21 protein-coding genes are annotated in these 25153 nt (G+C 67.1%); 7 read left to right on the top strand and 14 right to left on the bottom strand.

All coding sequences use genetic code 11. From position 1 onward, the window contains the following. Positions 1-65: 65 nt before the first annotated feature. From AC3DE2_RS05280 to AC3DE2_RS05265, 4 genes are read right to left on the bottom strand one after another with little or no spacing between them, the layout of a single operon-like run. Complete coding sequence (locus AC3DE2_RS05280; protein ID WP_488425365.1) at positions 66-713, bottom strand: MarR family winged helix-turn-helix transcriptional regulator; 648 nt, start codon at positions 711-713, stop codon at positions 66-68. Between the two features lie 32 nt (positions 714-745). Next, positions 746-997 (bottom strand): hypothetical protein, encoded by a 252-nt coding sequence (locus AC3DE2_RS05275; protein ID WP_488425364.1) that lies wholly within the window; start codon positions 995-997, stop codon positions 746-748. Between the two features lie 3 nt (positions 998-1000). Then, positions 1001-1903, bottom strand: coding sequence for a pyridoxine/pyridoxal/pyridoxamine kinase (gene pdxK, locus AC3DE2_RS05270; RefSeq protein WP_488425754.1), 903 nt, complete (start codon positions 1901-1903; stop codon positions 1001-1003). Positions 1904-1905: 2 nt separating this feature from the next. Beyond that, positions 1906-2643, bottom strand: coding sequence for a YggS family pyridoxal phosphate-dependent enzyme (locus AC3DE2_RS05265; protein WP_488425753.1), 738 nt, complete (start codon positions 2641-2643; stop codon positions 1906-1908). Positions 2644-2824: 181 nt separating this feature from the next. Between AC3DE2_RS05265 and ptsJ the strand changes: the two genes are divergently transcribed. Beyond that, entirely contained in the window at positions 2825-4126 is a 1302-nt protein-coding gene (gene ptsJ / locus AC3DE2_RS05260) for a MocR-like B6 salvage transcription factor PtsJ (RefSeq protein ID WP_488425363.1), read from the top strand. 2 nt (positions 4127-4128) lie between these two features. Here ptsJ and AC3DE2_RS05255 read toward each other — a convergent pair whose 3' ends face one another. The 6 genes from AC3DE2_RS05255 to AC3DE2_RS05230 form a co-directional block, all read right to left on the bottom strand. Next, on the bottom strand, positions 4129-5769 hold the full coding sequence (locus AC3DE2_RS05255) for an alkaline phosphatase D family protein (protein WP_488425362.1): 1641 nt from the start codon (positions 5767-5769) through the stop codon (positions 4129-4131). Continuing rightward, on the bottom strand, positions 5766-6917 hold the full coding sequence (locus AC3DE2_RS05250; protein WP_488425361.1) for a hypothetical protein: 1152 nt from the start codon (positions 6915-6917) through the stop codon (positions 5766-5768). Before AC3DE2_RS05250 ends, AC3DE2_RS05255 begins: the two co-directional genes overlap by 4 nt. Before the next feature lie 160 nt (positions 6918-7077). Next, positions 7078-10335: a carboxypeptidase regulatory-like domain-containing protein gene (locus AC3DE2_RS05245; RefSeq protein ID WP_488425360.1), complete on the bottom strand. Its 3258-nt coding sequence runs from the start codon at positions 10333-10335 to the stop codon at positions 7078-7080. Between the two features lie 89 nt (positions 10336-10424). Beyond that, positions 10425-11417 (bottom strand): FecR family protein, encoded by a 993-nt coding sequence (locus AC3DE2_RS05240; protein ID WP_488425359.1) that lies wholly within the window; start codon positions 11415-11417, stop codon positions 10425-10427. Next, positions 11380-11949 (bottom strand): RNA polymerase sigma factor, encoded by a 570-nt coding sequence (locus AC3DE2_RS05235; RefSeq protein ID WP_295383349.1) that lies wholly within the window; start codon positions 11947-11949, stop codon positions 11380-11382. The genes AC3DE2_RS05240 and AC3DE2_RS05235 overlap by 38 nt, the downstream gene beginning before the upstream one ends. A 255-nt stretch (positions 11950-12204) precedes the next feature. Beyond that, entirely contained in the window at positions 12205-12462 is a 258-nt protein-coding gene (locus AC3DE2_RS05230) for a heavy-metal-associated domain-containing protein (RefSeq protein WP_295383348.1), read from the bottom strand. A 157-nt stretch (positions 12463-12619) separates the two neighbouring features. Between AC3DE2_RS05230 and AC3DE2_RS05225 the strand changes: the two genes are divergently transcribed. Together AC3DE2_RS05225 and cueR are read left to right on the top strand one after the other, a co-directional pair. Next, entirely contained in the window at positions 12620-15049 is a 2430-nt protein-coding gene (locus AC3DE2_RS05225) for a heavy metal translocating P-type ATPase (protein ID WP_488425357.1), read from the top strand. Positions 15050-15058: 9 nt separating this feature from the next. Next, positions 15059-15514 carry a Cu(I)-responsive transcriptional regulator gene (gene cueR, locus AC3DE2_RS05220; RefSeq protein WP_295383346.1) on the top strand — a complete coding sequence of 152 codons (456 nt, stop codon included), beginning with the start codon at positions 15059-15061 and terminating at the stop codon, positions 15512-15514. Positions 15515-15605: 91 nt separating this feature from the next. Here the strand turns inward: cueR and AC3DE2_RS05215 are convergent, their stop codons facing one another. Further along, entirely contained in the window at positions 15606-17441 is a 1836-nt protein-coding gene (locus AC3DE2_RS05215; RefSeq protein WP_488425751.1) for a CocE/NonD family hydrolase, read from the bottom strand. Positions 17442-18103: 662 nt separating this feature from the next. On the opposite strand from AC3DE2_RS05215, the gene AC3DE2_RS05210 reads away from it, so the two are divergent. The 3 genes from AC3DE2_RS05210 (at position 18104) to AC3DE2_RS05200 (ending at position 19694) form a co-directional block, all read left to right on the top strand. Continuing rightward, positions 18104-18586: an alpha/beta fold hydrolase gene (locus AC3DE2_RS05210; protein WP_488425356.1), complete on the top strand. Its 483-nt coding sequence runs from the start codon at positions 18104-18106 to the stop codon at positions 18584-18586. Then, positions 18550-19080 (top strand): alpha/beta fold hydrolase, encoded by a 531-nt coding sequence (locus AC3DE2_RS05205; protein ID WP_488425355.1) that lies wholly within the window; start codon positions 18550-18552, stop codon positions 19078-19080. The genes AC3DE2_RS05210 and AC3DE2_RS05205 overlap by 37 nt, the downstream gene beginning before the upstream one ends. Positions 19081-19142: 62 nt before the next feature. Next, the gene (locus AC3DE2_RS05200) at positions 19143-19694 is read left to right on the top strand and encodes a GFA family protein (RefSeq protein WP_488425354.1); all 552 of its coding nucleotides are present in this window, start codon (positions 19143-19145) and stop codon (positions 19692-19694) included. Between the two features lie 6 nt (positions 19695-19700). On the opposite strand, the gene AC3DE2_RS05195 is transcribed toward AC3DE2_RS05200, so the two are convergent. Next, entirely contained in the window at positions 19701-20195 is a 495-nt protein-coding gene (locus AC3DE2_RS05195; protein WP_488425353.1) for a lipocalin-like domain-containing protein, read from the bottom strand. 92 nt (positions 20196-20287) lie between these two features. Between AC3DE2_RS05195 and AC3DE2_RS05190 the strand changes: the two genes are divergently transcribed. Beyond that, a complete protein-coding gene (locus tag AC3DE2_RS05190; RefSeq protein ID WP_488425352.1) occupies positions 20288-21139 on the top strand; it encodes a LysR family transcriptional regulator in 852 nt (283 codons plus the stop codon). 59 nt (positions 21140-21198) lie between these two features. On the opposite strand, the gene AC3DE2_RS05185 is transcribed toward AC3DE2_RS05190, so the two are convergent. Continuing rightward, positions 21199-23868, bottom strand: coding sequence for a TonB-dependent receptor (locus tag AC3DE2_RS05185; protein WP_488425350.1), 2670 nt, complete (start codon positions 23866-23868; stop codon positions 21199-21201). A 67-nt stretch (positions 23869-23935) separates the two neighbouring features. Then, positions 23936-25153, bottom strand: coding sequence for an MFS transporter (locus AC3DE2_RS05180; protein ID WP_488425349.1), 1218 nt, complete (start codon positions 25151-25153; stop codon positions 23936-23938).

The following is a 25153-nucleotide window of genomic DNA, read 5'->3' as shown; positions in this document are numbered from 1 at the left end:
TCCCGGGGGGGGGGGGGCCACCGGGGCGGGGGCTGATGGCTGCGGGCCCCCGCCCTCTTTTCCGCCTAGGGCGGATTTCGGAGCCGGAACCGTTCCTGGTTCGCGGACAGCAGATCCTCGTCGGCCGGAATCTGCTCGGCGCAATCGGCGCGCAATTCGGCATCGCCAAAGGCGGCGCCCACGAAGCCGCAGAAATGCGGTCGCGCGGCATCGCCACTGGCGAAAGGGTGGAAGAAGCGGCAACCCAGGCACGTACGCAGGCCAGTGGCCATGCCTTGTTGCTGCGCTTCTGCAACCAGCAGTTGGGTCACCCGCAACAGCGCGCCGACATCTTCGTTGTCCAGGGCTCGCAGCAGGCCCGTCATGCCCTGTGCGGGATGTTGCAGTCGGGTGGCGAGGCTGCGGCCCGCGCGGCTCAGGCGCACGACCCATGCGCGGCGATCGTCCGCATCGACGGTGCGGCGGATCCAGCCCTTGGCTTCCATCGCCTTGAGGGAATCGCTCAGGCTGGCGGGCGAGATGCTCAGGCGCCCGGCCACGTCGCGGGCGCGCAGGCCCTGCGGGGCGGCGGCGAGCATGCGCAGGACCTGGGCCTGGGTGGGCGGCAGCGGCGGCGTGCCCGCTTCACCGCGCCAGGCTTGCGCGCGCATCAGCGCGGCCAGTTGTTCGAGGCCGGCGGCGGCTTGCTCGCGGGGGCGAAGATCATCGCTCATTCCAATATGGTAGGAGTCCTAACCAATTTGAATCAATGACCGTTCGTCGGCAAATGCCGGACGGGCTTGAACAGCGGCTCGCGACTCAGCACGCGCAGGCCGTCGGGACCGCTCTCCAGCAGCCGGCGCTCCGCGTGCGCGACGAGCCATTCGATCCGGTAACCGTCACCGGCGGGCAGGCGCGCGGCGATCTCCCTGCCCGCGTGCAGCGCATCGCCGGTATCGGCATCGAAATGGCCCAGGTACTTGTCGTGGCGATGGACGAGAAGACGGTAATGCGGCATGGATCATCCGGAAAACGCGGGGGAGGGATCGGGCAGCAGCAGCTCGCCGCTGCGTTGGCGGAGGGTATGGCGAAGTGCCTGCACGACATGCTCGCCGGCTTGCGCGACTGCTTCCTCCAGGGGGACGCCCGCCAGCACGCGCGCGGCCAGATCGGCGTTGAAGAGATCACCGGTGCCCTTGCTGTCCGCCGCCAGGCGCGGATGGCGAATGACCCGGGCGGTCTGCGCCGTCACCGCCACCAGCCACATGCCGTCCGCTTCCCAGGCGTCGGGAACCGCGCTGGTGACCACCACCCAGCGCGTGCGGCCGTGAAGCAGGCCACGGGCCGCGGCGATCACGCCCTCCAGATCGAGCGGCGAGTCCGGTACCAGTTGGCCAAGCTCGAATCCGTTGGGCGTGAGGCCATCGGCCTGCGGCAACAGATGCCGGCGATAGGCATCGGCCATGCCGGGAGCGACATAGACGCCGCTGTCGACGTCTCCCATCACCGGATCCACGAACACCTGCAGATCCGGCAGGCCGTCGCGCAGGCGCTCGATCCAAGCGGCCAGCGCCGTGGCCTGGGCAGGCTCGCCCAGATAGCCCACCACCACGGCGCGCAGATGGCGCAACGCACCGCGCGCAACCAGATCCGACAGGTAGCCGCTGAACCATTCCAGCGGAACGGCGCCACCGTGGAAGCTCGGGTAGTGGGGGGTATTGCTCAGCACTACGGTGGGCACCGCGGCCACGCGAAGGCCATGCGCCTGCAGGGCGGGCACCGCGACCGCGTTGCCGACGCGACCGTAGATCACCTGCGATTGCACGGACACCACATCGAACTGCAGGGGTTCCAGGCCGGCGTCGACCTGGTGGATCACCGTCCCCAGTCGATCGGACAGCGAGGGCGCACGCGCGGCCGGCATCGTCACGCCGGTCCTCCCGGGGTGGGCCAGAAATGGCTGTCCGGCAGGCTGCGCGCACCGAAGATGGCCTGGCCCACCCGCACCACCGTCGCGCCTTCCTCGATGGCGATCTCGTAGTCGCCGGACATGCCCATCGACAGTTCACCCAGGCCGACGCCATCCGGCACGCCGTCGCGCAGGCGATCCCGCAGCTTGCGCAGGGACACGAAACAATGGCGTACGCGCTCCGCGTCGCCGGAAAATATTGCCAGGGTCATCAGGCCACGCACGCGCAGGCAGGAATAGGTGGGCAGTCCACGCAGGAAGGCGGCGACGTCTTCCGGCGGCAGTCCGTACTTGCTGGCTTCGCCGGAGGTGTTGACCTGGACGAACACGTCCAGCGGCCGGCCTTCCGTCTGCAGGCGACGGTCCAGCGCCTCGGCCACCCGCAGGCTGTCCAGCGCCTGGAACTCGGCGGCGAAACGGGCCACGAGCTTGGCCTTGTTGGTCTGCAGGTGGCCGATGACCGACCAGCGCAGATCGGCCAGGTCCGCCATTGCTTCCCACTTGCGATAGGCCTCCTGCACCTTGTTCTCACCGAGCAGCCGGCATCCGGCGGCGTGGGCGAGGCGGATATGCGCCTCGTCCATCGTCTTGCTCACCGGCAGCAGCCGCACCTCGGCGGAGTCGCGTCCCACCCGCTGGCAGGCGGCCTGTATGCGCGCCGCGACGGCGGCCAGGTTGTGTCGGAAGTCCTCCACGCTTTCGGCCCGGGGGTAGCGGCCATGCTGCTCGTGCTGGGTGGTGGTGGGGAGCGGTGCGGGAGGGGGAGGGGGAGGGGGAGGGGTGTTCACGTCCGGTTCCTTTCGATTCGCCGGCACGGGTCGCCACGGCGATGGGTTTCATTGACACGGGCCAGATTCTATATTGTCATAGGACAATATGAAAATCACCGGAACCACCTCGGCCGAAATCTTCGATCGCATCCGCATGCTGGTGCGCACGGGGCAATTGCAGCAGGGCGACGCGCTGCCGCCGGTGCGCGAGCTGGCCACGACACTCGACGTGAACCGGAATACCGTCGCCGCCGCGTACAAGCGCCTGGTCGCGGCCGGCATCGCCGCCACCCAGGGGCGGCTGGGCACCGTCATCCGTGGCGACGACGTGCTGGGCGAGCAGGAAGGCACGCATGTCGACTCGCCGCTGGTCGATCTGGCGGGCGGCAATCCGAATCCGGAATGGCTGCCGGACCCCGCCGCGATGCTGGCGGTGCGTCCGCGTTCGCCACGCCTGTATGGCGCGGCGGTGATCAACCCGGAACTGGAGCGCCACGCGCGTGACTGGTTCGCGCCGGATTGTCCCGATGGATTCGCCATCGATCTGACCCACGGCGCGGTGGACGCGGTGGAGCGCCTGTTGTCCGCCTATCTGGCATCGGGTGATCAGGTCGCCGTGGAGGATCCCTGTTTCCTGGGCAGCATCAATACGCTGCGAACGGCCGGATTCGAAGCCACGGGCGTGGCGATCGACGCGCAGGGCATGCGCGCCGATGCGCTGGAAGCGGCGCTGGAGCGGGGCGCGCAGGCGGTGATCATCACGCCGCGCGCGCACAACCCGACCGGCTGCAGCCTGGGCGCGACCCGCGCACGGGCGTTGCGGCGCGTGCTGTCGCGCCATCCGCACGTGCTGGTGATCGTGGACGATCATTTCGCCTTGCTGGCGTCGTCGCCGTATCACGACGTCATTCCCCGGCAGACGCAGCGCTGGGCGCTGGTGCGTTCCCTGTCCAAGGCGCTGGGGCCGGATCTGCGGCTGGCGCTGGTCGCGTCCGATGCGCAGACCTCGAACCGCCTGCGGCTACGGCTGGCCGGGGGCACCAGTTGGGTCAGCCACATCCTGCAGGACATCGCCGAAGCCTGTCTGCTGGATCCTCGGCGCAACCCGCTGGCCGATGCCCGTGCCGACTATGCGCGCCGCCGCCGTCTGCTGGCCGAGGCGTTGCGCGCGGAAGGCATTGGCATCACGGATACCGCCGACGGCCTCAACCTGTGGCTGCCGCTTGCCGGCGACGGGCAAGCCATTGCCGGCGAACTGGCGCGGCGGGGATGGTTGATCCGCGCGGGCGATGCCTTCGGCATCACCGACACGACCCCGGGGCTGCGCATCACCATCTCCACGCTGCAGCCGGATCAGGCGTCGCGCCTGGCGAAGGATCTGCGCGCCACGCTGGATCGCCATCGCTGAGATCAGGCGTCGAACCGGCGCCGTCCCTTTTCGACCGACAACCGGTGCGTGCCGGACAGTTGCAGGCTGCGCGCCTTGATCGTGCGCATGAATACCCATTCCCCGGTCACCCGCTGCGGAGTGATGTCGATCATCATGTAGCCGCGCTGGTGGGTGTCGGCCCAGGCCAGTTCCGGATTGGTGGCGACGAACGCGCGCGCGACATCGGCCGGATCGGCGGCCAGTTGCCCCTCCATGCCGTTCGAGGTCACGCTGTGCCCGGCGAACTCCACGCCCGCGGCCTGGCCACCCTCGGCGAGCGAGTAGGCCCAGGCGTTGTGGCTGTCGCCGGCGAGCATCACCAGATCCGCGTCCGCCTGTTGCGCGGCGCGAAGCAGGCGCGAACGCGCCGCCGGATAACCATCCCAGCGATCCATCCACATCGGCACGCCCTGTCGCGAGGCGCGCACCTCCCGGCGGAACTTGTCGGCCACGCGCTCGCCGGCTTCCGGACGGACCCAACCGGGCATCTGTTCCGGCATCAGGGTGCGGCCGATGATCGTGCCCATGCCGACCAGTTGCCAGGCCGAGCCAGCCGCGTCGCGGCGGAGTTCGCGCGCCAGCCAGGATTCCTGTTCCGAGCCGAGCATGGTCGCGCTTGGATCCTGCCAGGCGCCGTCACGGAAATGCCGCAGCGCGGTGTCCGGATCCGCGGCCTGGTGCGCGGCCGCCAGTTCCGCTGACGCCGGACGGGTGCGTGCCAGCACCCGCGATTCGGTGCGGTACAGCGTGGCCAGGGAACCGATCGGATAGCGCTTCCACGGTTCCTCGGAGACCGGCATCCATTCGCGGTAGGCCTGCATGGCCGCCGCACGCCGGGTGTTCCAGTCACCTTCGGAGGACTGGTGGTTCTGCGCGCCGCCTTCCCAGCTGTCGTTGGTGATTTCGTGATCGTCCCAGAGCGCGACCATCGGCGCCATCCGGTGCAGTTGCTGCAGATCCGGATCGGCCCGGTAACAGGCGAAGCGCAGGCGATAGTCGGCGAGGCTGATCATCTCGTGGTCGTGCGCTGGCATCACTTCGCGGGTGGCGATGCGATCGTGCGCCTTGTACGCGGCGATGCCGTATTCGTAGAGATAGTCGCCGACGTGCAGCCACAGATCGAGATCATCGCGCGCGGCCGCATGGGCATAGGCGTTGAACCAGCCCATCGGCAGGTTGGAACAGGAGAACACGCCCAGCCCGAAACGGTCGACCGGACCCTCCGGCAGCGTGCGGGTGCGGCCGATCGGCGAGCGGCTGCCGTCGGGCGCGATGAAGCGATACCAGTAAGTGGTGCCGGGACGCAGCCCTTCCACGGTCAGTTTGGTCGTCCAGTCGCGATAGGCGCCGGTGCGCAGGCTACCCCCGGAAACCACCCGTGAGAAGCCGGCGTCCAGCGCGACTTCCGCGTCCAGCCGGACCTCGTCGACGCCGCCCGGCGGCACGTAACGCGTCCACAGCAGCATCGAATCCGTTCCCGGTTCGCCGCTGGCGACGTTGTGGGTGAAACCACGGGCGCCCAGCAGCTCCGCCGCCAGACCGCGTCCGCCGGGAAGCATCAGCATGCCCAGTCCCAGGGTGCCGCCGACGATCAGGCGCCGGCGTTCGATGTTGATCGTCATGGAAGGTCCTCGAGGGTTGCCGGCACGAAAGGCGCCCCGGGATTTCCCGTCCAGCGCATCAGGGTGAGATCGGCGGTCTGGGCCTGTTTGCCGCCTCCATTTCTGGCTAGATAGAACAGGCCACGCCCGACCGGTTGCAGGCCCACGTCGGCCTTCTGCTGCCAGCCGCGCTGGCCGGTCGCGGCGTCTTCCAGACCGCCACCGGCCAGCGCGAGCAGGCGTCCCTGTTCCCAGCCATCGCCATCGGCATCCGGCACGCCAACGAGATCGCCATTGACCGGCGCCGACGCGGCATCGACCGCGAACAGCCGGTAGTTGGGAAACCCGGATTTCCTGCCCGGATAGACGCCCAGGAACCAGCGCCGCAGGGTCTCGTCGTAGGCCAGGTTCTGCACGCCGTAGGTGGTGTTGCCGGTGCGGACGAAATACTTGCCCAATGGCGCATCCGGGCCGCTGCGATGCGGTGCGGTCTCGCTCAGCGGCCTGGCGAGCCGGTCCCAGTCGCCCACGTCGTACTGCAGCAGTACCTGGTGATCATTGTCGGCGCGTTCGGTGTTGCCATAGATGCCATAGGCGACCGTCAGCAGCGAGGGGCCGTCCGGGTGTCCGAACGCGGGACCGAAACCGACCCCGTCGATGCCGGAGCAGCCGTAGCGATGATCCCGGGTATCGGCGACGTCGCCGTCGAAGCGGCCATCGCCATCCAGGTCCGCCGCATAGTCGCGGGCGACTTCCTGCAGATGGACCGTGCGCAGGATATCGGCGGTAGCCGCGTCGATGCCGACGCGATCGATGCGCGCCACGTCGATGACAGCGATATAGAAGGCTTCATCGGCCTTGTATTCAAGCGAACCGTAGACCTTGCCGTCGGCCGGGTTGAAGTCGAGATCGCCCAGATGCCCGGTCCAGCCCACCAGCGTGCCCACCAGCCGGCCGCTGAAATCGTATCGGGCCAGCAGATTGGTGAACGAGTAGTAGATGTAGCCGCCGCGCAGGTCGACGGCGATGCCCTGCACGTGACCGGAAGGCCAGGTACCGCCGTGCTGTGCCAGCGGCAGCCGCGGCGCCTTCGTTTCGGCCGGCGCGGCGGCCAGCAGCGTGGCGGCGGGTCCGAGCAGGAGCAGGGCGAAGACGACCGCGCGGGCCACTGGTCGTCTGCGTATGCGAGTGGGCCTGGGCAGGTGGATGCAAGGAAACGTCGACATGGGATGACCGGGGCTGCACGAAACGCGCGGGTTCTGGGGACCCGCGGCGTGCGACCTGACGGAACGCTTCGCCGCGGGCGGGGAGTGGGGCGCTATGCGGACCTCAGAACCGGGCCTTGATGCCGAAATTCCACATCGACCCGTAGACGGTGTACTGCTGGACCCGGCCCGGGACGTTGGAATAGATGATGTCCGGTTCGTTGAAGATGTTGCGCCCGGCCAGTTGCAGTTCGATGTTGTCGGTGAGCTTGTAGCTGGCGCTGATGTTCCAGAGCTCGCGCGCGGTGTGGTAGAGCACGCCGTTGTTGGCGGTGGTCGGCGTATTGCTCAGCGCGCTCACCCGGTAGTCGCCCTGGCGGTTGCCGTTGATCTGCAGGTCGAAGCGGCCGTAGTTGTAGCGGATGCCCCAGTTGGCCGCCTGCTCCGGCATGTTCTGGCGCACGCCATCGGGTTTGACCTTGGTGTACGAGCCATACAGGCTCAGGCCGCGCAGCGCGCCGGGCAGGAAGGTGAGCTGCTGGCTGTACTCCAGGGTCAGGCCTTCGTTGGTGCTGGTACCGGGCAGGTTCTGCGCGCTGCGGAAGGTGTAGCCGGCGTACTCGTCGGGGTCGAAGCCGACATCCTCGGGATTCACGATGATGCCGGTGACCTGCATGTCGGTCATGTCCAGCTTGTAGTAGGACAGGCCGACGATGCCGGACGGTTCCAGGTAGTACTGCAGGCTGGCGTAGTACTTGGTGGAGTGTTCCGGCTTCAGCAGCGGATTGGGCACGGTGACGATCAGGGTGTCGTCGTTCACCGACACCACGCCACCCAGGTTGCCGTAGTCGGGACGCAGGATGGACTGGCTGAAGGCCAGTTGCCCGACCAGCCGTTCGCTGAAGTCGTACTTGACGCCGCCACTGAGGAACCAGTCCTCGTACTCGCCGCGGCGCATGGAGTAGGCGCCGTTGTTGTACTGGTAGAGCAGTCCTTCGACCGTGTTGACCGCCAGGCCGGCGTCGGTGACCTCGCTGACCGGCCGGACGCTGGCGACCCGGGCGGCGGTGCGGGTCTTCTCGTAGCGCAGGCCCAGGTCGAAGCGGGCGGCGCCGATGCGGGTCTGCGCCTCGATGTAGGCGGCGTCGACCTGCTCCTGGATGCGCTTGTTGTTGTCCAGCACGCGCTTCAGGTTACCGACCGTGTCCGGGACGAAGTACTCCGGATGGGACTGGTAGATGTCGTACATCGCGTAGTGGCTGTCGGCACGCCAGTTCTGCGCGTTCATGTTGCCGGCATCGAAACCGTGGATGGCGAACTGGTAGTGGTGGGTCCAGGGAATGACCGCGGCCGGATCCTGCTGGCTGAGATCGCCGTTGGGCCCGACGTACTGGAACTGCTGGTAGGAGCCCTCGTTGGTCCGCCAGTCGTTGCTGCGGCTGCCCAGGCCACCCATCAGCGTGACCGGCACGTCCCGGATGGTGAGCTGCTGCTTCAGATCCAGATAGGCGCCGTACTGGTCGTTGACTGCATCGGATTCGGCGGTACGGATGTTGTTGCCGATGTCGGAATCTCGGTTGAAGCTGGTCGGATCACCCCAGGGACGGCCGGCGGTCTGGTTGAGGTTCCAGGCATTGGAGCCCTCGTTGGGCCGGTCCATGGTGAAGCCGATACCGGTCAGCCAGTTGTCGGTGCGCTGGAAAAAGCCCTCGCTGTTGTCGCGGAAGTTGAACTCCGAACGCGAATAGCTGCCGCGCAGCGTGGCCTCCAGGGTCTCGCCCTTGAACTCCAGCTTGGGCGCGATGGTGTAGGTCGGCGTGCCGGCGTAGCGATGCGAATATTCGGTGCGCAGACGGGTGTTGTTGCCATTGGGATTCACCACGATATGGGTCGGCGTGGAGTCCGGGGTGGCATACGACGCGGTCGGCGTGCCGAAGTAGAGGAAGGTGTACTGGTTGAAGTACTCGACGTCATAGAACGAATAGGTGCTGCGCAGCGAGAACACCAGCTCGTCGGTGATCTGGTAGTCGGTGCTCAGGTTGGCGGCGGTACGGCTGGTCATCTTCGGGCCCGGCCGCCACATCACCCGGTACGGCATGACGCGCCCGTCCGGCAGGTAGGACCAGTCGGTCTGGATGCGGTCCTGCTGGACGTAGTTGGCGTTGTAGCTGGTGTTGAACTCCACGCCGAGCCGGCCTTCCATGAACACGTCGCCGAAACCGAACTGGGCGGACGGGTACAGGGTGGAATGCTTGCGATCGTCGGGGAAATACTTGCGCGCCAGCGTGGAATCGGAGGTGCCGACGCCACCCAGCTGGGCCACGATCTGGCGGCCGGTACGGTTGAAGGCGTACTTGCTGCGCAGATTGATCTGGCCACCGGGCGAGTCGGCGTCCATGCTGGCGGTCAGGGTATTGTTGAGCTCGATGGATTCGATGCCGGTGATGGACATCTGCTCGAACGAGTTCTGTCGACCGGTGTTGTTGTTGGAGGTGGCGGTCGCCATGCGCGCGCCGTCGATGGTGAAGGTCGAGTACTTCGGATCCAGGCCGCCGATCCGTACCGCGGTGGCGTCCACTTCGGTGTAGTCCAGCGAAATGCCCGGCATGGATTTCATGAACTCGCCGACATCGCCCATGGTCAGCGCGCCATAGTTGTCGGCGGCCACCACGTTCTTGGCGTTCATCGCGGCGCGCCGCTCCATGATCGCGCTGGCCTGGCCCTCGCGCTTGGCGGTGACCATGATCATGTCCATCTCGGTGGCCTCGCCGCCGTTGGCGGCGTAGGAGGGCACCTTCAGGTCGAAGTCCAGGGTGGCGATTTCGCCGCCGGTGACGGTGGTGGTGCTGCGGGCGTCCTGCAGGCCGGTATAGCGGACCACCAGGGTGGTTTCGCCCGCCGGGAGCCCGGTCAGGCGGAAGTTGCCGCCGTCACCGGAGTAGGTGACCAGCGGAGTGCCTTCCACGCGAATCTCGGCATTGCGCACGTATTCGCCGGTGGCGGTGTTGAGGATGCGGCCGCGCACGGAGCCGTTGCCCGGCTTCGGCTCCGTGCGGCTGCGATCCGCATCGCCCGCGCCGGCCTTCTGCAGCAGGATGATGCCGCCCTCGTCGGACTTTATTTCCAGGCCGGTGTCCTGCAGCAGGCGGCGCAGGGCCTCGCGCGCGTCCATCTCGCCGGTGATCGCCGGCGTTTCGATGCCTTCCAGGGAGCCGGCCGGCGCGATGATCTGCACCTGCGCCTGCCGCGCCAGTTCGGGGATGGCGGTGACGGCCGGCTGCGCCGGGACTTCGAACGTGCGCTGTTGCGCCATCGCCTGCGGGGAGCAGGCCAGGGCGGTGGCGATGGCGCTGGTCAACAGGACTTTCTGGTAGCGGTTCATGGTCAGGATGTTCTCGGCAATCGGCTGAAGAGCGGTACTGAGAACAAAGAGCCGTGGCGGAGACGCGTTCCGCTATCTGTCAAAAAAATTTAATGCGTGCGCGTGACCACGATCCGGTCACGCTCGCGCCGCGCCTGCGCGTCGAACACGTCGGCGATCGCCTGGCTGAAGCCCATCGGGTTGTGGGTGGCGAACAGGCCGGTGACCTGCATGCGCGCCAGTTCCGGATCGGCGATGACGATGGGCGTGTCGCTGTAGCGCGCGTAGATGGCGGCGGCTTCGGCCAGGGTTTCGCCCTGCAGCGCGATCTTGCCTTCTCGCCAGGCCAGCTCGCGTCCCATCTGCCCGGCGGCGAGGGGCGCCGGTCGCCCGATATCGTTGCCGCGTGCCCGCAGGGCCATGCCGGTATTGGCATTCAAGGACACGTGCGTAGCGGAAGCCGGGCCGCTGACCTCCACCTTGCCTTCCTGCACGAGCACCTGCGCCGGCTGGCCATCGAACCGGCGCACGACGAAACTCGCGCGATTGGCGAGCAGTTGCCGCCCGTCGACCTCCACCAGCGTCGGCGTGGCCGCATTGGCGTCCTCGATCAACACCTCGCCGCGCAGCAGCTGTATCCGCTTGCGCCCCCGTTCGTCATGGATCCGGATGCGGGTGTCGGTATTGAGCGTCACCGTGGCGCCATCGCCCAGCGGCACCATGCGCATCTCGCCCTTGGCCGTGGCGTAGGCGCTGGGCGCCTGCAGGGTCGCCGCCAGCGCCACCACCAGCACCAGCGAGGCGGCCAACGCACCGCCACATTCCATCCATCGCCGTGGTCGCGGGATCGCGCGATGGGGCAGGGCAGCCGGTTGCGCGAAGTCCGCCGGGTCGTACTGCGGGCCCAGCGCGCGCGCCGATTCGCTGCGCATCCAGAGTGCCTGCGCGCGCATGAACGCGCCCAGGCGCCGCCGGTCGCCGGCGAGCCAGTCGTTCAGCGCATGGCTTTCGGGCCCGGACAACGGCTCGCGGTCCATCCTCGCCACCCAGCGCGCCGCGGTTTCTTCAATGTTCTGGCTGGTTTCGCGCTCTTCCACTGGCACGCCTTCTTTCCCGCTCCAATTGACTAGAGGTTTTGGCGGGCGGGTTTCCGCCACTGGCGAACCACTGATCCAGCCAGCGGATGCCGCGGACGATGTGTTTTTCGACCGTGTTTTCCGAAATCCCCATCCGCGCGGCGATTTCCCGCTGGGGCAATTCGCGGATCCGCCGCAGGATGAAGGCTTCGCGGGTCTGGCCCGGCATGCTCGCGATCAGCCGGGCCAGCTGGCGCAGGTCGTCGTGGGCGATGGCGCTCTGCTCCGGGGTGGCCGCCTCGTCGGCGAAGTCGATCGTGCCAAGATCCTCGACCGCCTGGATGGAAACGATGCGAGCGCGGCGGATGTTGCGGACGACCAGCGACTGGGCCACCTGGAACAGGTAGGCGCGGGGATTCAGGATGTCGTCCACCCGCTCGCGCTCGGCGAGCACCGCATAGCTTTCCTGCACGATGTCCTCGATGCCGAAGACGTCCGGCGCGCTCCGGCGCGACAGCCAGTGCCGCAGCGCCGCTTCGTGCGGCAGGATGTGGTGCATGAACCAGCGCGTCCTCTCGACATCACCCGGGGCGCTTTCCCTGCGTTCCCCTGTCCCGCTTCGATCAGACACCCAGGCCCCTCCCTCGTCCGCCGCTCGGCAAATCCCGGCGATGCTAGGGGCCACAGATGAAAGTAGTGTTGCAGCACCGCGAAGGCGCGACGCCCGTCGCGCGAATGCCGGACGCCTTGCATGCACGGCGCGGGAGGCCCGGGACCGCCGCATCCTGTCGGAGATCCCGGGCGGGGAAGGACCTCAGGCCGCCTTGCAGCTGCCGCAGCACTGGCTCGCGGCCGCGGGCTCGGCGCTGTCGGACGCATCGCTGCCGACCACGCTATAGCCTTGGGCGGCGAGCGCCTCGGTCGCTTCGGCGAGTCCTATCCGGCCCTGGACCATGACGGTCTTGCCGGCCAGATCCACGGAGACCAGCGCGTTGGAATCCAGCGCCTGGAGTGCATAGGTAATGGTGCGGACGCAGTGCCCGCAGGTCATGCCTTCAACAATGAGTTTCATGGTGGCTCGGATGAGATGACCGGCCCATCGCCGGCGGGGCCACTGTCAGGCTTGCCCCCATGGGAAGGTCAATGGCCGGCCCGGCGGCGGCGGGGCGGTTGACCTTCCCACGATGGGAAGCTCCAACCTGCGGGTATTCCCACCAAGGACTGCCCTGATGAACGCCTCCCTGAACCCTGCCGCGGCCACGTCCCGGAACACGCCCGACGAACGCTTCCGCTTTGGCATAGCCGGCATGACCTGCGCGTCCTGCGTGGGTCGCGTCGAACGCAGCCTGCGCGCGGTGCCGGGCGTGGCCGACGTATCGGTCAACCTGGCCACCGAAACCGCCGAAGTGCGCTCGGCGCGGCCGTTGGCGCTGGAAACCCTCGACGCCGCGGTGCGCCAGGCCGGTTACGAAGTCGCCACCCGCGTGGTCGAACTGTCGTTGCAGGGCATGACCTGCGCGTCCTGCGTGTCGCGCATCGAACGCGCGCTCGCCCGTGTGCCGGGCGTGGCGGAGGCGACCGTCAACCTGGCAACCGAAAGCGCGCGCGTCCGCGCCACCGGGCAGGCCAGCGATGCCGACCTGGTGGCCGCGGTGGTGGCCGCGGGTTACGGTGCGTCCCTCACATCGCAGGCTGCCGCCAAGCCGGGCAGCGAACGGAAGACCAACTCCCGCGAAGTCTGGCATCTGCGTTTCGCGGTGCTGCTCTCGCTTCCGCTGGCGCTGCCGATGGTCGCGCTGCTGTGGGGCGAACACTGGATGTTGCCGGGCTGGCTGCAGTTCGCATTGGCGACGCCGGTGCAATTCTGGCTGGGCGCACGCTTCTACAAGGCGGGCTGGAAAGCGCTGAAGGCGCGGACCGGCAACATGGACCTGCTGGTCGCGCTGGGCACCAGCGCCGGTTATGGCTTGAGCGTCTACCACCTGCTGGCGGGCAGTTCGCATCACGGGGCGCAACCGCTGTACTTCGAGGCATCGGCGGTGATCATCACCCTGATCCTGATGGGCAAGTGGCTGGAGGCGCGCGCCAAGCGGCAGACCACCGAGGCGATCCGCGCCCTGCAGGCCCTGCGGCCGGCGACCGCACGCGTGCGCCGACCGCAGGGCGAAGTGGAACTGCCGATCGAACAGGTCCAGCTGGGCGATGTCGTGCTGGTGCGTCCGGGCGAGCAGATTCCGGTGGACGGCGAACTGCTCGAAGGCCGGACCCACGCCGATGAATCGCTGATCACCGGCGAATCGCTGCCGGTGGCGAAGAACCCGGGCGATCGCGTGACCGGCGGTGCCGTCAACGGCGAAGGCACGATTGCGCTGACCACCGTGGCGGTCGGCGCGGAAAGCGCGCTGGCGCGGATCATCCGCCTGGTCGAGGACGCGCAGGCGCGCAAGGCACCGATCCAGCGCGTCGTGGATCGGGTCAGCGCGGTGTTCGTGCCGGTGGTGATCGGCGTTGCCCTGTTGACGCTGGTCGGATGGGGCGCGATCACCGGCGACTGGAACCAGGCCATCCTCAACGCGGTGGCGGTGCTGGTGATCGCCTGTCCCTGTGCGTTGGGGCTGGCGACGCCGACCGCGATCATGGCCGGTACCGGCGTGGCGGCGCGGGCCGGCATCCTGTTCAAGGATGCCGAAGCGCTGGAAGTGGCGCGCCGGGTCTTGATCGTCGCGTTCGACAAGACCGGCACCCTGACCCAGGGACGCCCGGTGCTCACCGAAGCGATCCCGGCGCACGGTTCGACCGCGGATCTGCTGTCGCTGGCGGCCGCGTTGCAGGCCGGTAGCGAACATCCGCTGGCCAAGGCGGTGCTGGCGGCGGCCGGCGGACCCGGCGCGGCCCGTGCCGAGGAAGTCCAGGCATTGGCCGGACGCGGCCTGACCGGCCGGGTGGACGGGCGCGCGGCGTGGTTGGGCAGCACCCAGCTGATGCACGAACTGCGGATCGATCTGTCCGCGCAGGATGCGCTGGCCGAACGCCTGGCCGGCTCCGGGCATACGGTTTCCTGGCTGGCGGAAGAGCAGGGCGACGGGATCCGCCTGCGCGGCCTGCTGGCGTTCCGCGATGAGCCGCGTGAAAGCGCCGCCGAGGCCATCACGCAACTGCACGCGATGGGCCTGCGCACGGTGATGATCTCCGGCGACAACCCGGGCGCGGCGAAGGCGGTCGCCAGCAAGCTGGGCATCGACGAGGTGCGCGCGAACGTGCTGCCGGATGGCAAGGCCGAGGTGATCACCGAACTCCAGCGGACGGGCACCGTCGCAATGGTTGGCGATGGCATCAACGACGCGCCCGCGCTAGCCGCCGCCTCGGTGGGCCTGGCGATGGGGTCGGGCACCGACGTGGCGATGCATGCCGCCGGGGTGACCCTGATGCGTCCGGATCCGCGCCTGGTGGCGGCGGCCATCGAGGTGTCGCGCCGGACCACCCGCAAGATCCACCAGAACCTGTTCTGGGCGTTCGCCTACAACGTGGTCGGCATTCCGCTGGCGGCCTTCGGCCTGCTCAACCCGATCGTGGCGGGCGCGGCCATGGCGCTGTCCTCGGTCAGCGTGCTGGCCAATACCTTGCTTTTGCGTCGCTGGCATCCCACCTTGAACGCCTAGGAGACTCCCATGCCCAGACCCGCATCCACGCCCCGGCCGGAACTGGCCGAAGCCCGCCAGCAAGGGCTGCACAACATCGGCGAGGCCGCCGCGCTCAGCGGGGTCAGCGCCAAGATGATCCGGCACTACGAGAGCATCGGCCTGCTGGCGCCGGTGGGTCGCACCTTCGCCGGCTATCGCGTCTATCCGGACAACGACGTGCACCGCCTGCGCTTCATCAAGCGCGCGCGCCTGCTCGGTTTTCCCATCAAGCAGATCGAATTGCTGCTCGGCCTGTGGGACAACCGCACGCGCGCCAGTTCGGAAGTCAAGAAACTCGCCCGCGAGCATGCCGACGATCTGGGCAGGAAGATCCAGGAGATGCAGGCCATGCAGCAAACCCTGCTGGACCTGGCCCAGCGCTGCCACGGCGATGATCGACCGGAATGCCCCATCCTGGAAGACCTCGCGACGCAGCGCCGGTGAGCGCCGCGCCGCATTACCCGGCCGGATGACCGGGCGCACGCCGGAGCGCACCGGCACAAGCGCGGGGCAGCACGCCCCGCGCTTGCCCTGCTCAATACATCGGCAATTCGATCGCGCTCGCCGCTTCCGGGGTATGCCAGATCCGCTGCGTCGCCTTGCGGTAGTCCGCCGGTTTGGCGAAATAGATGTTCGGCACGAAAGTCTGCGGATTGCGGTCGTACAGCGGGAACAGCGTCGACTGCACCTGGACCATGACCCGGTGGCCCGGCAGGAACACGTGATTGGCTTCCGGCAAGGCGAAGCGGTAGGGCAGGGTCTGGTCGGACGCGATTGCCTTGGCGTGCTCGAAACTCTCGCGGTAGCGTCCGCGGAAGATCGCCAGCGATACCGCCAACTGGTAACCGCCCATCTCCGGTGTCGAGGCCATCTGGTCCGGATAGACGTCGATCAGCTTGACCACCCAGTCACTGTCGCTGCCGCTGGTCGAGGCCTGCAGGTTCACCCACGGCGTGCCGGCGATGCGCAGCGGCTCGGTCAGCGGCTCGGTGACGAAGGTGAGCACGTCGGGCCGGCCATCGACGAAGCGCTGATCCTTGACCAGCCAGGTCGTCCACATGTCGCGATCGCCGAAGCGCACCGGGCGCGGCGCGAACGGCACCGGCTTGGCGGGATCGGAGACGTATTCCTCGAAATCGCCTTCGCCGGCCGTTGGCGGCTGGAACGAAAGCTGGCCGCCCGCGCGCAGGTACAACGGCCGGGCCGGCGCGGCGCAACCCTGCGCGCAGCTGCGCGGCCATTGCGTCAGGCGATCCCAGTGGTCCTCGCCGGTGTTGTAGACCAGCACCGGCGGCGTATCCGCCTTCGGCGCGCCTTCGACCAGGTACTGATCGAAGAATGGCTTGAGCACGTCGCGGCGGAACTGCAAGGCGGTGTCGCCGTCGAACTTCAGCGCGCCCAGGTTGCGGGCTTCATAGTTGACCTGGCTGTGCCGCCACGGTCCCATCACCAGGTAGTTGAGGTTGTTGCCGGTATCGCGCGCTTCCATCGCCTGGTAGCTGTGGTTGGCGCCCCACATGTCTTCCTGGTCCCACAGGCCCTGCAGCCACAGGGTCGGCACCTTCAAGGGCGTGTCGGCCATCTTCCTGTCCAGCGCCTGTTCCTGCCAGAACGCATCGTAGGCCGGATGCTCGGTCATCTTGCGCCACCATGGAATCTGTTCCAGCCCGTTGGCGCGCGCGTAATCCCCGGCCGAGCCGGCGCGCAGGAAGGTGGTGTAGTCGTCCAGGCCCTGGCCGGGAAGCGAGACGCCCTTGCCGCGCTTGGTCAGCTGGCCGGTGAAGTAGCCGAAATTGACCTGCCGGAACGCGCCGTAGTTGAGCCAGTCGTCGCCCATCCAGCCGTCGATCATCGGGCTTTGCGGCGCGGCCACCTTCAGCGCCGGATGCGGATCGGTCAGCGCCATCACCACGGTGAAGCCTTCATAGGAGGAACCCAGCATGCCGACCCGGCCATTGGACTCGGGCACGTGCTTGACCAACCAGTCGATGGTGTCCCAGGCGTCGGTGGCGTGATCGACCTTGCTCGAATTCAGTGGCCCGCGCAGCGGACGGGTCATCACGTAGTCGCCCTGGGACCCGTACTTGCCGCGCACGTCCTGGAACACGCGGATGTAACCGCCGCGCACGAACACTTCATCGCCCTGAGGCAGGATGTCGATCATCCGCGGCGACTCGGTGCGCTGGGCGCGGCCGGCCGCGTCGTACGGCGTGCGGGTCAGCAGCATGGGCGCATGCTTCGCCCCCTTGGGCACGACGATGACCGTATAGAGCTTGACCCCGTCGCGCATCGGCACCATGACCACGCGCTTGTCGTAGTCGAAGCCTTCCTTCGATATGGCGAACGCCTTGCCGGTGATGTCCGGCGTCATCGCCGGTGTCTGCGCCAGGGCGCAGGGGATGGACAAGATCAGGGCGAGCGCCGCCAGACCGCGGCGCCAAGGATGCGTCTTCATGTACGTCTCGATTCCCGGTTGTGCCAGGATGCCGATTAAACAGCGCTGGGCCCGGCCGGGCCAGTGCCTGCTCCCGGATCCATTTCTCGTACCGGTACCCCGGCAACGAACGAACCACGGGATCTCCGCGGCAAGCGTCCAATATCGCGAACCGAGGCGGAGACGTTTGAAATGCGCCGACTTGCCCCGCGCAGCAAGGACCCTCAACGGCCACGCCGGCCCCGGCGCGCCATGCAGGCTTCCAGCGCGCCGGGGCTGCTCGGCTTTGGGACGCGCGTCGCTTTCGTGTTCGCACGCTTCCCGCGCATCGTCGAACGGCTGCGCATGTTCGCCGCTCCAGCCGTGTTCGCCCGGGGAGGTCGCGCAGCCTGACAGGAGCGGCAGGACGCCGGCCAATATCGCTGCGTGCATGTCTCGTCTCCTGGAGGGAGGGTGGGGAAGAGGTTTGATACACCGGGTGCGCATCGCCAGACGCCGCCGACCACAAGCCTGGCTTGGCCTGGGATTCCGTATTCGCGTGGTCAGGTCCGCATGGGTCCGGGAATGATGCAGGCCAGTCGTGATCACACGGAGCCAGCATGGATCGACGAAGCTTTCTGCAAGCGTGCGCGACGGCCGCCGGAGGCGGCGCGCTCACGGTCCTGCATGCCACACCCGGCAGGCAGGAGAACGCACGGGAGGCCGCGCAGGAGACAGCGGAGTTCAGCCGGTTGCGCCGCTTCGCCGACACGTCTTTCGGGCGCATCGCGTACGTGGAGCGGGGCAGCGGCCTGGCGGCGCTGTTCCTGCATGGCTTTCCCTTGAACGGATTCCATTGGCGCGGTTCGCTCGCGCGCCTGTCGCGCCACCGGCGAACCCTTGCACCCGATTTCATGGGACTGGGATACACGGAGGTCGACGAACGACAGGACCTTTCGCCGCAGGCGCAGGTCGACATGCTGGTGGCGTTCCTCGATCGCCTCCGGGTGGCGTCGGTCGATCTGCTCGCCAACTACAGCGGGGGACGATTGCCCAGCTTTTCGCGGTGCAGCACCCGGGACGGGTCCGCACCCTGCTGCTGACCAACTGCGACGTGCACGAGAACTGCCCGCCGGCGCAGATGCGCAATTCGATCAACACGGCCAAGGCCGGCGCCTACGACCAAAAGATGCAACGTCACCTGGACGACCGCGTCCATGCCCGCTCGGAACAGGGCATCTTCGGATCCGCCTACATGCATCCCGCGCAGGTCACCGATGAAGCCATCGACTATTACTTCAGCCCGCTCGTCGCCTCGCCCCGGCGCAGGTCGCAGCTCAATCGCTACCTGTCGGCGCTGGAAACCAATCCGCTGCCTGCCATCGAGCCGGCCCTGCGTGGATTGAGGATACCCACGCGCATGGTTTGGGGTACCGCGGATCCGCTGTTTCCACCGACATGGGCGGAATGGCTTGACGAAACCCTGCCCGAATCGCGCGGTATCCGCCTGATCGAAGGCGGGAAACTGTTCTGGCCGGAGGAAATGCCGGAGGCGGTCGCCGAGGAGGCGCGAGCTCTCTGGGAAGTTCGGGGATGACGGTTGTCGAAATCGCGCTCCCCCGTTCGTCGATGAACTGAATCCACGCCCGGAGAGACCCCATGCCGCCGAACCATCACCTTGCCTGTGCCTGCGGAAAGACCCGGTTGATCCTGCAAGGGAGTCCGATCACCAGCACCGAGTGCTACTGCGACAGTTGCCGCGCCGCCGGCGCGCGTCTGGAGCATCTGCCCCGCGCGCGTCCCGTGCTGGATCGGCGCGGCGGAACGCGGTTCGTTCTCTATCGCAAGGACCGCGTCGCCTTCACCGCCGGCGCCGATCAGTTGAAGGAATTCCGCCTGACGGCCAACGCCGGCACGCGGCGCGTGATCGCCACCTGCTGCAACACCCCCATGTTCCTCGATTTCAAGGGCGGGCATTGGTTGAGCCTGTATGGTGGCCTGTGGCCAGACCGCACGTTGCCGGCGCTGGAAATGCGCACCATGACCGGCGATCTGGCGGATGCCTCGTTCCTGCCGGATGACGTGCCCAACCTCAGGAATCAATCCATGTCGTTCTTCAGCAAGCTGTTGAAGGCCTGGATCGCGATGGGATTTCGCAGCCCCCGAATCCCGGTGGCGGGCGAGATCAACCTTCCCCCCGGGAACGCCTGATGCCCGTCATTGCTCCCTGCGCCACACGGAGACCGGCACGCTGCCATCGGAACGAGGCGGTACCCGGTAGCTCAATTCGTCGCCGGCAAGCGTGAACTGGCGTTTCTGCACCGTGCCTTCCCAGTTCGGGAACGAGGAGCCCTGGATCGAGAACACCAGCAGCGTCCCGCCGTCATCGATTGACACGGTACCGTAGTGGGTACTGCTTCCCATGACGGCGGACTTGAACTCGTCGGGCGTGCCATCGGCCTTGCCCTCGGCGGCGAAACGCAGGCGCTCGGCCTTGAGGATCTGCAGCGAGTAGCGTCCCGCCGCATCCACGATGAGCCTGCCTTTCGGATGTTCGCCGTAGTCGCGTACCTGCTCGCCGCCCGGCAGGATCCTGTCCGCCGCGACCAGGATCCAGGTTCCCCGCAGCGGCGACGGTTGACCCAGCGCGGAGGCGTCGCGGGCGGCCAATCCGGCCAGCATCGCGAAGGTCATGCCAATCAGGCGGTTCATGGGTGATTCCTGCAGTGGGGAGGCGTGCAGGCTAGCGGGATCCGGTCATCAGTAAAATGGGGATAGACTTATATCTATCATTTCAGAATGAAATGACTGCGGATATGGAAATACTCGACATCGGCGCGGTAAAGGCCTTCGTGCTGGCGGCGGAGTTGCAAAGCTTTACCCGCGCGGCGGACGTGCTGGGCATCACCCAGTCGGCGGTCAGCCTCAAGCTGCGCAGGCTCGAGGAACAGCTCGGGCGCCGTCTGCTCGAAAGGACGCCGCGGCAGGTGCGTCTGTCCGCGGAAGGGCTGGCATTCCTGGGCGCGGCCCGCGATCTGGTGACCAGCCACGATCATGCCGTGGCCGCTTTCGAATCCGAACCGCGGCAACTGGCGATCGGCATCAATCACCTTCTGGTGGGCGGTGAACTGCCTTCCCTGTTGCGCCGCCTGCGCGAACTGGACGCGGGCCTGCGGATCGAAATGCGCGTGGCCGGCACGCGTGAACTGATGCAGGCCTACGAACGGGGCGAACTTGACGCGGTGCTGGTCCTGCGCCCCGAGGATCGACGCAAGCAGGGCAAGGCGGTGTTCACCGAGCGCTTCTCCTGGTATGCCGCCATCGGCTGGAAACCCGTGGTTGGCAAGCCGGTTCCGCTGGCGACGCAAGGGGAAGCCTGCCGCATCCGGGCGGCCGCGGTACGCGCACTGGATCGCGCCGGAATTCCCTGGGAGGAAGTCTTCGTGGGCACGGGCGCGGCCATCCTGGGCGCCGCCGCGGCCGGCGGCCTGGCGGTGGCCGTGCTCGCGAACCGGGCGGCACCGGCGGGCACGCTCGATGTGGGCGAACTGCTCGCGTTGCCGGCGATTCCTCCCCAGGAGGTGGTGCTTTACAGCGCGCTCAACGACCGGCGCTCACGCGATGCGTTGCGGGTACTGACACTGGCATTTCGTTGAAATCCGCTGCGATGCATCCGCAGCCGGTGCCCCCCATCGGGTCACCGGCTGCAACGGCATCAGTAGTCCAAGCGCACCCGCAGGCCGACCGTGCGCGGATCATTCCAGTAGGCGCGAATGAAACCGCCGGCATCGTCGGCCCAGTTCTTGGTCATCTTGTCGGTGGCGTTGAGCACGTACAACTCGGCGCGCCAGAACGAGGGTGACTGCAGGCTCAGGCTGGCGTCGACGGTGGCATAGGCCTCCTGGCCGTCGGAGATGTGCGGGTTGTCGAGATTGCGCAGGGTGAAGTACATCTTGTCCTGCCACTTGACGTTGAACCAGGGCACCAGCTCATAGCCATTGCCGAACCGGAAGGTGTGGGACAGGTTGACGCCGGCGGTGAACTTCGGGGTCATCGGCAGATGATGGCCGGTGATGTCGTAGATCTGCCGTCCGGCAAGCTCGGGGTTGGGGCCGTTGTAGGGATCCGGGCAGGGGACGGCGCCGAACTCCTCGCGCACGCCGCAGTTCCACTCGTCGCTGAAGGTCGGGTAGTCCTTGATCTTGCTGTTGATGTACGAGAAGAAGCCGCCGATACGGGTATTGGCCGTGGGCAGGTAGTCGAATTCCACCTCCACGCCCGGGATGTTCACGGTGCCGACATTGACGGTCTGCCACTTCTTGACCACGTCGCAGGTCGGATCCCATTCCGGGCAGGGCTCGTTGACATGCACCTTGGCGGCAAAGAAATCGCCGGTCACCTGCATGTCCTTGTAGCGGCTGTAGAAGGCGGTGACCGACAGGCTCAGGCGCTTGTCCAGCAACAGGCCCTTGTAGCCGAATTCCAGGTTGGTGACGGTTTCCGGCCGGTAGGGGAAGAAGGTGTAGTGCGGACCGGCGGGACCGTCCACGCAGACCTTGCCGTCGCAGGCATCGTCCTTGTCGCCGAAGCCGCCGGCCTTGTAGCCGGTGGACAGCGAGGTGAACAGGATCTCGTGATCGGACAGATCCTTGGTCAGGCCCAGTCGGTAGGTGAACTTGCGCCACGAATCGGAATGCGCGTTCTCCGCCGGCGGTCCCCACAGCCGGTAGGCGCCGATGCCGGCGAACGGCCCCATCCCTTCGGTCAGATCGCGACCGTTGTGCGGACGGAAGCCGGGTTCACCCGGCGTGCCCGGGTCGTACAGGCCGTTGTAGTAGGCGGTCGATTCGCTGTCCCAGCCGCCGTACACCTGGCCGCCGCGATCGGTCTTGGAGTCGCGGCTGAAGCGCGCGCCGAAGGTCGCGGTCCAGGTGGGGGCGAAACGCCAGTCGGCCTGGGAGAAGATCGCCTTGGCGTCGATCTGGCGGTTGGGCTGGTGGTAGAACTGGCTGATCGGATAGCCGAACGGCGCGTTGACCAGCATTTCCTGGGCGTAGTCGATCGAATTCTTCTCGTGCATCCAGAACAGGCCGGACACCAGGTTCAGGCGCTCGCCCTGGTGCTTGAACTGCAACTCGTGCACGAAGGACCTGTACTCCGAGTCCAGGGTGATGGAGGTGTTGTCCCGCACCGGCCAGACGCCCCAGTCGCCTTCCGCCGGCACCGGCAGGGTGGCGGTGACCTGCGAGGGGATCTCGTGGTAGCCGCCATCGTCGTCGGAGATCTGGAAGCGCTTCTGCTTGGCGAAGGCCACGCTGTACTCGATGCTGTTGGTGTCGCTCAGGTACCAGTTGAGGTTGGATCGCACCGTGTCGATGGACATGTCGGTCCGGCCTGGCACGTTGATCTTCACGTCCCACTTGCCGCCCGTGCAGGCGAAGCGGGTACCGGCAGCCTGGTCGCAGTCCTTCATCCCCACCTGGCCGGCGCCGGAGTTCTGGAATTTCTCGTACGCCAGCAGCCACTCCACGTCGTCGGTAATGGCAAAGCGGGCGGCGATGCGGGCGGCCCATTCGTCGCGGTTGTAGTAGTACTTGCTGCGCGGCACCCTGACGTTGCGGCGCTGGTCCACGTCCGGGATGCCGTCGGCGATGAAGCCGCGTTCGGGAATGTCGACATCGGTGAAATCCTGCTGCTGATCGATCCAGCCGTCGCGCTCGACCTTGGTGGCCGCCACGCGCAGGGCGAAGCGATCATTCACCGCGAGGTTCTGGATCAGGTTGATCTGGCGCAGGTTGTAGCTGCCCAGTTCGATCTCCGTGCTGCCGAAGCTGGAGTCGAAGCGCGGCTTGGCCGGAATGATGTTGATGCTGCCGCCGGTCGAATTGCGTCCGAACAGGGTGCCCTGCGGACCACGCAGCACTTCGACCTGGTCCACGTCGAACATCAGCGCCAGCGCGCCCTGCGGGCGTGGCGAATACAGTCCGGCCACGTGCAGGCCGACCGCCGGATCACCGATCTCGGTGAAGTTGTTGGCGCCGATGCCGCGGATGCTGACCTGCACGCCGGAGTCCGGGCCGTTGGCGATCTGCAGGTTGGGCATGCTGCCGGACAGCCCGCGCACGTCGCGGATGCCTTCGCGGGTCAGCGTTTCCTGGGTGACCGCGGTGACGGTCACCGGCGTCTTCAGCAGATCCGATTCCAGGCGGGTGGCGGACACCCGCACGGTCTGCAGGGTCGTCGGGGCGTCACCGCTCTTGGCCTGCGGCGCCTCGTCGGTCGTACTGGACTGGGCCAGGACCGGAACGGTTGCACAGCTGAACAGAACCGCTGCCACCGCGGCGGCGATGCCGGTCGGTCGAACAGCGCGGGGATGCTTTCTCATCATGGGCTCCTGGTTGTACGGCGACTCGGGCCGGCGGGCCCGCGCGATGGCTGGTGCGATTGCCCGGTCAGGGCGAAGCGGGGGTATTCCTTGCGGAATACAGGGTCTGGTTGCGCACCAGTGGCCTGGCCCAGGCACTGACGCTGAGGATGTAGAGCAGGGGCACGAAGACCAGCGAGAGGCCCACGCGCAGGCCCCAGTGATCGGCCACGAAACCGATCAGCAGCGGCACGATGGCGCCGCCGAGGATGCCGCTGCACAGGATTCCCGAGAACGCGCCGTGGTGCTGGCGCACCGAGTTCAGTCCCAGCGAGAAGATCACCGAGAACATCACCGACAAGAAAAAGCCCGCAGCGGGGAAGGCCAGTGGAGAGACGGCTGCAGGGCCGAAAAGGGCGAGTGCGAGGCAGACCATGGCCAGGGTCGAGAAGATCGCCAGCACGAGCTTCGAATCCAGCAGTTTCAGCAGGCCGAGTCCGGCCACGCAACCCAGCGACATCAGGCCCCAGAAACGGCTGACGGCGACCGCGCCCTGCTCGGTCGCCGACAGGCCGTGATAACTGTGCAGGAACTGCGACATCCAGTTGGCGATGGACTGTTCGGTGCCGACATAGGCGACGATCGCCAGGAAGAACAGGCGCACGTCGCGACGCTGCAGCAGGCTGCGGTAGGCCTCGCGGCTGCCGGCGCGCTCGTCGTCCTTCAGTTCCACCGCCGGCAACGGCAGCTTGTAATTGAGCAGGGCCAACAGCACGAAGGCGGCGCTGAAGTACCAATAGAACGTCAGCCATGCCAGCGGCTGCCCTTCGACGCCGGGGCGCTGCATGTAGAGCTTGAAGGCGAGCGGGCTGAGGAAGGAGGCCAGGCCGAACACCAGCTGCGCCATCACCGAGAAGAAGGCGAAGTGCTGCTCGCCGCCGGCGGTGCGCATCAGTGGATTGATCACCACCTGCAACAGCGCCATGCCCAGGCCGATGACGAACAGGCCGCCGACGACCGAGACATAGCCGGGAATCAGGGAGATGGCCAGGGCACCGATGAAATTCAGCGCGAATGCGGTGAACAGGGTGAAGCGGGTGCCGCGGACCTCGATCAGCATCCCGCCCGGGATCGAGATCAGGCCGTAGGCGAGGAAGAACGAGAACGGCATGAAGCCGGCCATGGTCAGGCTCAGTTCGAAGTCCTGGATGGCGATGGGCATCAGCGGCCCGATCAGATTGGTGATGAAGGAGATCGCGAACCAGATCAGGAGGATGTAACCGATGATCAGTGGCCGGTGCTTCAT

It is taken from the genome of Pseudoxanthomonas sp. 68-E7, assembly GCF_057773145.1.
Note: the sequence above shows the minus strand (reverse complement) of the source record. Positions and strands in the feature narration are given on the sequence as shown.

What these genes read in the sequence shown, in the direction of transcription:
- AC3DE2_RS05280 (WP_488425365.1), bottom strand. Translation starts at nt 713, where the DNA reads ATGAGCGATGATCTTCGCCCCCGCGAGCAAGCCGCCGCCGGCCTCGAA.
- AC3DE2_RS05275 (WP_488425364.1), bottom strand. Translation starts at nt 997, where the DNA reads ATGCCGCATTACCGTCTTCTCGTCCATCGCCACGACAAGTACCTGGGC.
- pdxK (WP_488425754.1), bottom strand. Translation starts at nt 1,903, where the DNA reads ATGCCGGCCGCGCGTGCGCCCTCGCTGTCCGATCGACTGGGGACGGTG.
- ptsJ (WP_488425363.1), top strand. Translation starts at nt 2,825, where the DNA reads ATGAAAATCACCGGAACCACCTCGGCCGAAATCTTCGATCGCATCCGC.
- AC3DE2_RS05255 (WP_488425362.1), bottom strand. Translation starts at nt 5,769, where the DNA reads ATGACGATCAACATCGAACGCCGGCGCCTGATCGTCGGCGGCACCCTG.
- AC3DE2_RS05245 (WP_488425360.1), bottom strand. Translation starts at nt 10,335, where the DNA reads ATGAACCGCTACCAGAAAGTCCTGTTGACCAGCGCCATCGCCACCGCC.
- AC3DE2_RS05235 (WP_295383349.1), bottom strand. Translation starts at nt 11,949, where the DNA reads ATGCACCACATCCTGCCGCACGAAGCGGCGCTGCGGCACTGGCTGTCG.
- AC3DE2_RS05230 (WP_295383348.1), bottom strand. Translation starts at nt 12,462, where the DNA reads ATGAAACTCATTGTTGAAGGCATGACCTGCGGGCACTGCGTCCGCACC.
- AC3DE2_RS05225 (WP_488425357.1), top strand. Translation starts at nt 12,620, where the DNA reads ATGAACGCCTCCCTGAACCCTGCCGCGGCCACGTCCCGGAACACGCCC.
- cueR (WP_295383346.1), top strand. Translation starts at nt 15,059, where the DNA reads ATGCCCAGACCCGCATCCACGCCCCGGCCGGAACTGGCCGAAGCCCGC.
- AC3DE2_RS05215 (WP_488425751.1), bottom strand. Translation starts at nt 17,441, where the DNA reads ATGACGCCGGACATCACCGGCAAGGCGTTCGCCATATCGAAGGAAGGC.
- AC3DE2_RS05210 (WP_488425356.1), top strand. Translation starts at nt 18,104, where the DNA reads ATGGATCGACGAAGCTTTCTGCAAGCGTGCGCGACGGCCGCCGGAGGC.
- AC3DE2_RS05200 (WP_488425354.1), top strand. Translation starts at nt 19,143, where the DNA reads ATGCCGCCGAACCATCACCTTGCCTGTGCCTGCGGAAAGACCCGGTTG.
- AC3DE2_RS05195 (WP_488425353.1), bottom strand. Translation starts at nt 20,195, where the DNA reads ATGAACCGCCTGATTGGCATGACCTTCGCGATGCTGGCCGGATTGGCC.
- AC3DE2_RS05190 (WP_488425352.1), top strand. Translation starts at nt 20,288, where the DNA reads ATGACTGCGGATATGGAAATACTCGACATCGGCGCGGTAAAGGCCTTC.
- AC3DE2_RS05185 (WP_488425350.1), bottom strand. Translation starts at nt 23,868, where the DNA reads ATGAGAAAGCATCCCCGCGCTGTTCGACCGACCGGCATCGCCGCCGCG.
- AC3DE2_RS05180 (WP_488425349.1), bottom strand. Translation starts at nt 25,153, where the DNA reads ATGAAGCACCGGCCACTGATCATCGGTTACATCCTCCTGATCTGGTTC.